Source organism: Henriciella sp., from assembly GCF_049649345.1.
Taxonomy (GTDB): Bacteria; Pseudomonadota; Alphaproteobacteria; order Caulobacterales; family Hyphomonadaceae; genus Henriciella.
Genome location: NZ_JBARZC010000555.1, coordinates 1 through 5587, shown reverse-complemented (window position 1 = coordinate 5587; position 5587 = coordinate 1). Strand labels below are relative to the sequence as shown.

Annotated in this window: 9 protein-coding genes; 3 read left to right on the top strand and 6 right to left on the bottom strand. The window is 59.2% G+C overall.

The genetic code is table 11. The annotated features are described in order from the left end of the window. Nucleotides 1-579, top strand: a 579-nt coding sequence (locus WA989_RS15370) for a hypothetical protein (protein WP_424341357.1), incomplete at its 5' end; no start/stop codon positions are given. 12 nt (nucleotides 580-591) lie between these two features. Here WA989_RS15370 and WA989_RS15365 read toward each other — a convergent pair. The 3 genes from WA989_RS15365 to WA989_RS15355 are packed head-to-tail and all read right to left on the bottom strand — an operon-like array spanning nucleotide 592 to nucleotide 1940. After that, complete coding sequence (locus WA989_RS15365) at nucleotides 592-1233, bottom strand: MarC family protein (RefSeq protein WP_424341356.1); 642 nt, start codon at nucleotides 1231-1233, stop codon at nucleotides 592-594. A 10-nt stretch (nucleotides 1234-1243) separates the two neighbouring features. Then, nucleotides 1244-1540, bottom strand: a complete 297-nt coding sequence (locus WA989_RS15360) for a hypothetical protein (RefSeq protein ID WP_424341355.1) — start codon at nucleotides 1538-1540, stop codon at nucleotides 1244-1246. Between the two features lie 4 nt (nucleotides 1541-1544). Further along, nucleotides 1545-1940: a flagellar biosynthesis repressor FlbT gene (locus tag WA989_RS15355; RefSeq protein ID WP_424341354.1), complete on the bottom strand. Its 396-nt coding sequence runs from the start codon at nucleotides 1938-1940 to the stop codon at nucleotides 1545-1547. Nucleotides 1941-2095: 155 nt separating this feature from the next. Here WA989_RS15355 and WA989_RS15350 point away from each other — a divergent pair, with 155 nt between their 5' ends. Continuing rightward, nucleotides 2096-2986, top strand: a complete 891-nt coding sequence (locus WA989_RS15350; RefSeq protein ID WP_424341353.1) for an AAA family ATPase — start codon at nucleotides 2096-2098, stop codon at nucleotides 2984-2986. On the opposite strand, the gene WA989_RS15345 is transcribed toward WA989_RS15350, so the two are convergent. Then, entirely contained in the window at nucleotides 2983-3729 is a 747-nt protein-coding gene (locus WA989_RS15345; RefSeq protein WP_424341352.1) for a TlyA family RNA methyltransferase, read from the bottom strand. The genes WA989_RS15350 and WA989_RS15345 overlap by 4 nt on opposite strands. 92 nt (nucleotides 3730-3821) lie before the next feature. Between WA989_RS15345 and WA989_RS15340 the strand changes: the two genes are divergently transcribed. Further along, a complete protein-coding gene (locus tag WA989_RS15340; RefSeq protein ID WP_424341351.1) occupies nucleotides 3822-4439 on the top strand; it encodes a superoxide dismutase family protein in 618 nt (205 codons plus the stop codon). On the opposite strand, the gene WA989_RS15335 is transcribed toward WA989_RS15340, so the two are convergent. Next, on the bottom strand, nucleotides 4440-5171 hold the full coding sequence (locus tag WA989_RS15335) for an SDR family NAD(P)-dependent oxidoreductase (protein ID WP_424341350.1): 732 nt from the start codon (nucleotides 5169-5171) through the stop codon (nucleotides 4440-4442). A 12-nt stretch (nucleotides 5172-5183) separates the two neighbouring features. Beyond that, entirely contained in the window at nucleotides 5184-5585 is a 402-nt protein-coding gene (gene arfB / locus WA989_RS15330) for an alternative ribosome rescue aminoacyl-tRNA hydrolase ArfB (RefSeq protein WP_424341349.1), read from the bottom strand. Nucleotides 5586-5587: the final 2 nt, after the last annotated feature.

Sequence of the window (5587 nt, the reverse complement as noted above, 5' to 3'; positions counted from 1 at the left end):
AGCCTCATCAAGGCGGAGGGCGAGCCGCAGGCTGAGATGTACGCTGAAGCCACGTCTGTCATTCGCGCAGCAAGCCGTGCGCGGCGCCTGACGCCTGAATATGCCGAGTATCTGCAGACCCGGGTCGAACGAGCCATGCCACAGGAGCAGGCGCTGAGCGCGCTTCAAGGGGCGCTCTCCACTGTTGCGCCGATGAGCCAGCTCGAAGAACAGGTGCTCGATGCCTATCAGACGGCGATCAACCCCGATGGACTTGAGCGGCTGGAACGCGACCTGCGCGCCATTGCAAGGCTTTCAGATCTGACAAGCCCTACTGGCGCTGTCACCCTGCTTGAAACCGCCGATTCCCCAGAAGACATCCGCAAGCTTCAGCTGGTCGCTGAAGCGGGCGGTGACAGGGCTGTGGCGCTGACCAAGCAGATCGGGCCCCGTATTATCGGGCTCGCCCAGATCGGCGTGAAATGGTCTCTTGAGCTTGTGCTTCAGTTGATGGCGCTGGCAGGTATCGGCTTTGCGCTCGCCTGGACGGCGATTTCATCCGTCAGCCATGCGCGGCCCGTACGACACTACCGGCGCTGACGCCCGCGAAGGTCAGCCAATTCCGAACGCGCCGATGATGCCGTCAATGATAAGCTGGGTCGACAGGGCCGCCAGAATAACACCGAAAATGCGTGTGATTGCGCCGGCAATACTCTCGCCCATCGCTCGCACGAGCGGTGAGGCCGCCAGAAAGACGAGCAGACACAAGATCATGTTCAGGCCGATCGCTGACAAGACAACACCCTTCTGCGCCCAGTCGCCTGCTTCGGTCATGAACAGCATCGCTGTCGCGATCGAGCCGGGGCCTGCCAGCATGGGAATCCCGATCGGAAATACTGAAACGTCTTCGGGGTTTTCATGGCCTTCAAGATATTCATCGGCGCGGTTTTCGCGGCGCTCTGTGCGCTTCTCGAACACCATGTCGAGTGCGATGAGGAACAGAAGAACCCCGCCCGCGGCCCGGAATGCATCGATGGTGATATGCAACTTCTCCAGCAGCCAGGCGCCGAAGAACGCAAATCCGAAAATGATCAGCGTCGCAACAAACACAGAGCGCACCGCCATTCGGCGCCGGTACGCATCGTCGCCTTGCGCGGTCAGCGAAGCAAAGATAGGCGCCACACCGAGAGCGTCGATCAACACGAAGAACGTCACAAAGGACGCACTGAAGATTGAGAAGAGATCGCCTGTCATGCGGCGCGCTTTAGTCAGCTGACCTAAGCGCGTCCAGTATCTCTTTCACCAGAGGATGCAGGGCTGGCTTGCTGGAACGCATACTGGCCGGCTGCTCAATCGCTTCGCCATCTACCATCATTCGGATCAGTCTCAGTCCCCTGGCGCGTTGCAGCAGGCCATCGAGGTCATCCTCGTTTTCTGCCTGCCCAAATACGCCGTCCCCAAAATTGATGCATATGGCTGCGTCAGCCTTGCCGCTCTCAAGCAGGGCGATGCCGTCGTCCAGCGACACACTGTTGGCTTCATCAGGCGAGGGACGACTCATTGCACTATTCACGGCTTGCCACCGGGGATGGCAGGCCCCGCTCCATTTTGCGACAGGCGCCGATTGCCTTGTACAATTGCCCAGCCGCGACAAAGCGGCTGATGGTCAGCACCTCTTCGCGCATTTCCTGGGTTTGCACGTCGCGCACGAGATTGGCGAGCGCAGCGACGCAGGCATCATAGAGAGGGCCCTTCTTCTCGCCCGTCAGATACATCTGCATGACAGAGAAATAGGCCGCTTCGAAATTCGTATTGATATGCTCTGGAAACATGACATCGCGCTCTCGCAAAATGCGTGCCTTAGTTTCCAGCAACAGGGTGCTGCGCCGTTCTCCGTTACGGATCACAGCTCCATTCACAACGACGGCTTCCGCCGGTTTTAGTGACAGCTTGAGAGGCATTTTGCCCTCCCCCCGAGGATATTTCCATCCGAATCAGCCTCTTAACTTAATATCCGAATGGTTAATACGAGCTTGCAGTGTCTTTCTCGGCGAATTGACGCAAAGTCAGCCGTAACAGAAGGTTGCTCTGTTGGGCCCCGGGCTTATCATTGCTGATGATTGAAGATTTGGAGACGAGCATGCGCTTTGAGGGCACGAAGGACTATGTCGCAACTGAAGACCTGAGGGTGGCGGTGAACGCCGCAATCGCACTGGAACGGCCGCTGCTCGTAAAAGGTGAACCCGGTACAGGCAAGACGGTTCTCGCCATCGAAGTCGCCAAGGCGCTGGGCGTGCCGCTGATCGAATGGCACATCAAATCGACCACCAAGGCGCAGCAAGGCCTCTATGAATACGACGCGGTCAGCCGCCTGCGCGATGGCCAGATGGGTGATGAGCGCGCTAAGGACGTTTCCAACTACATCAAGAAGGGCAAGCTCTGGGAAGCGTTTACCGCCAAGGAACGCCCGATCCTGCTGATCGACGAGATCGACAAGGCCGATATCGAATTCCCGAACGACCTCCTGCAGGAGCTCGACCGGATGGAATTCTATGTCTACGAGACTGACGAGACGATCAAGGCCAAGCAGCGCCCGATCGTGATCATTACCTCCAACAATGAGAAGGAACTGCCGGACGCCTTTCTGCGCCGCTGTTTCTTCCACTTCATCAAATTCCCGGACGAGCAGACGATGAATGAGATCATCGATGTTCACTATCCGGGCATCAAGCAGAAGCTGGTGAAAGACGCGCTGACGACGTTCTATTCGATGCGCGAAGTCCCCGGCATGAAGAAGAAGCCGTCCACCTCGGAGCTGCTTGACTGGCTGAAACTGCTCATGAATGAGGATGTCGATCTAGAAACGCTCCGCGAGCAGGATCCGGACAAGCTCACCCCGCCTCTGCATGGCGCTCTGCTCAAGAACGAACAGGACGTCGCCCTCTTCGAACGCCTTGCCTTCCTGTCGCGCCGGGAAAACAATCCGAGGCGCGGTCCTTCGGGTTAGCTCTCACCCGCTTTCAGTTTTGCATGGATGAGGCGCTCGGCATTGCCGTCACCGCCTGATATCGGACTGTCCGTTCTGCCGAGCACACGCCAGCGACGCCCCTCAAGCCAGTCGCAAAAGGCCTGCTCGGCGCGCTGAATCGCGCCCTGATCGGTGACAATGCCACCCTTGCCGATATTCGCTCGGCCGACCTGGAACTGTGGCTTGAACAGGGTGACGAGGTCTGCGCCTTGCCGCGCAAGAGAGAGAGGGCGTTCGAGCAGCTTCTCCAGTGAGATGAAACTCGCATCGCAGACGATAAGGGGGGGCGCCTCTGCCAGGTTATCCCGCAGGAGGTCGCGCGCGTCGCAGCCTTCGAGAGAGCTCACGCGCGGATCGCCTGCAATCCGCGAATGAAGCTGGTCGCGGCCAACATCCACCGCGATCACATGTGCCGCGCCGCGCGCGAGAAGGACATCGGTAAACCCGCCCGTTGATGCGCCGATGTCGAGGCAAGTCTTGCCGGCCGCCTCCACCCCGAACACGTTCAAAGCATGGTCGAGTTTGAGCCCACCTCTGGAAACCCAAGGATGAGGATGAGACGCCTCTATGGCATCCGCGCCGGAAATCCTGGTGGATGCCTTGGCCAATCGCTCACCGTTGACGCTGACGCACCCGGCCGAGATCGCAGCTTGCGCCGCAGCCCTGCTCTCATAATGACCAAGCGCCACCAACAATCTGTCGGCCCTTTCCTTATCGTTCACGTCGCTCTCCACTGGAACGTTTGGCCACGCCGTTGCGTTGGACCTTGAGCTAAACTGGTATAGCTTTACTCGGGTAATCCAAGGAGCCTCAAATGTCCCGTCCGCTCACATTCGCCTCATCCGTCGCAGCCCTGTCCATCCTGTTTGCCTGCTCACAGCAAACCTCCAATGCACAGCAGGATGAAGAGGTAACGCCGCCACCGTCAGACGAAACCGAGATGATGGACGAGATGCCAGAGCCCTCCGGCCCGACCTCGCTGCCGTCCATGATGCGCGCCACAGGTGACCTTCTCGGAGATGAAGGCTCGACCATCGGGTCGATCAACATGATCGAAGGCCCGAATGGCATTCTGATGGAAGTGAGCGTCGAAGCAGGTGGCCTGACGCCGGGATGGCATGCGGTCCATATCCACAAGACCGGTGACTGCTCTGACACCGGCGAGTACACCGAGTCAGGCGGTCATGTCGGCAAAATTGAAGGCGGTCACGGCTTGCTTAATCCGGACGGGCCAGAGCCGGGCGACCTGCCCAATCTCTATGCCTTCGACGATGGCTCTGTGAATTACGAGACCTTTACCGATCTCGTCGCGCTTTCCGACGTGATGGACGAAGACGGCGGCGCCATCATCATTCATGAAGGGCGCGACGACCATCTGAGCCAGCCGATTGGCGGAGCTGGCGGACGTGTGGCCTGCGCGGTTGTGCAGTAATCACTGCAGTGACAGGCCGCCATCGGCAATGATGGTCTGGCCTGTCACATAGCTCGCCATTGGCGAGGCCAGAAACAGCACCACGCCGGCCATGTCCTGCGGTGTTCCCATGCGGCCCTGCGGAATACTGCGCAGGGCGCCGGTCAGCCGCTTCTCATTTTTTGTCGTGACATGGGTGAGCTTGGTTTCCACCAGGCCCGGGGCAAGCCCGTTGACCCGGATGCCATCCCGCGCCCAGGCAGCCCCAAGCGTTTTCGTGAGGCCTACAGCGGCATGCTTCGAAGCGGCATAGGCTGGCGTGCCGATCGTGGCGTTGAAGCCCGCGACGGAGCTGACGATAATCACGCTGCCGTGACGCTCTGCCAGTGCCGGTTTCAGCGCCCTCGCCACATCCATGACGCTGTTGATATTGACGTCCATCACGACGTCCCAGCCTTCGCGTTCAAATTCTTCGCGATTGTACCGCACTGTTCCCTGGCAAAGAACCAGCACGTCGAGCGCTTTGATCGATTTTGTCACCTCATCAACGGCTTCCCGGTTGACGACATCAACGCTGTGATACGTCACGCCTGAAAGATCGCTGCCTTCAACGCCCTTATAGTCACTCGCAGACGGCCGCGTGCCCCAGACTGCCACCTCAGCGCCTCTCGCCTTGAAGGCCTGCGCTATACCGTTTCCGATCCCGCTGGAGCCGCCAACGACCAGCACGCTCTTGTCTTCGAATTCCGGCATGATTTCCCTCCGCTACAAATCACTGCGCTTGATCTTTTCCCGCAGTGCTTTTTTCTCACCGACTTCCTTTTTGGCCTTGATCCGGCGCTCGATGGCGCCGCGGCCGGGCCGGGTCGGAATTCGGCGTTTCGGCTTTTGTGTTGCCTTGCGGATCATCGAGGTCAATCGTTCCCTCGCGGCATCACGATTGCGGGCCTGGGAGCGGTGTTCGCTGGCATCGACGATGACATCGCCGTCCTTGGTCATCCGGTTCTTCCAAATCCTGCGAAACCGCGCCTTGAGCCACGCGGGAACAGACGAGGCGTCGACATTCCATCTGAGTTCGACAGCGGTCGATGTCTTGTTCACATGCTGGCCTCCGGGGCCGGATGCGCGTGTGAATGTTTCGACGAGCTCCCAGTAAGGCACTGTAATAT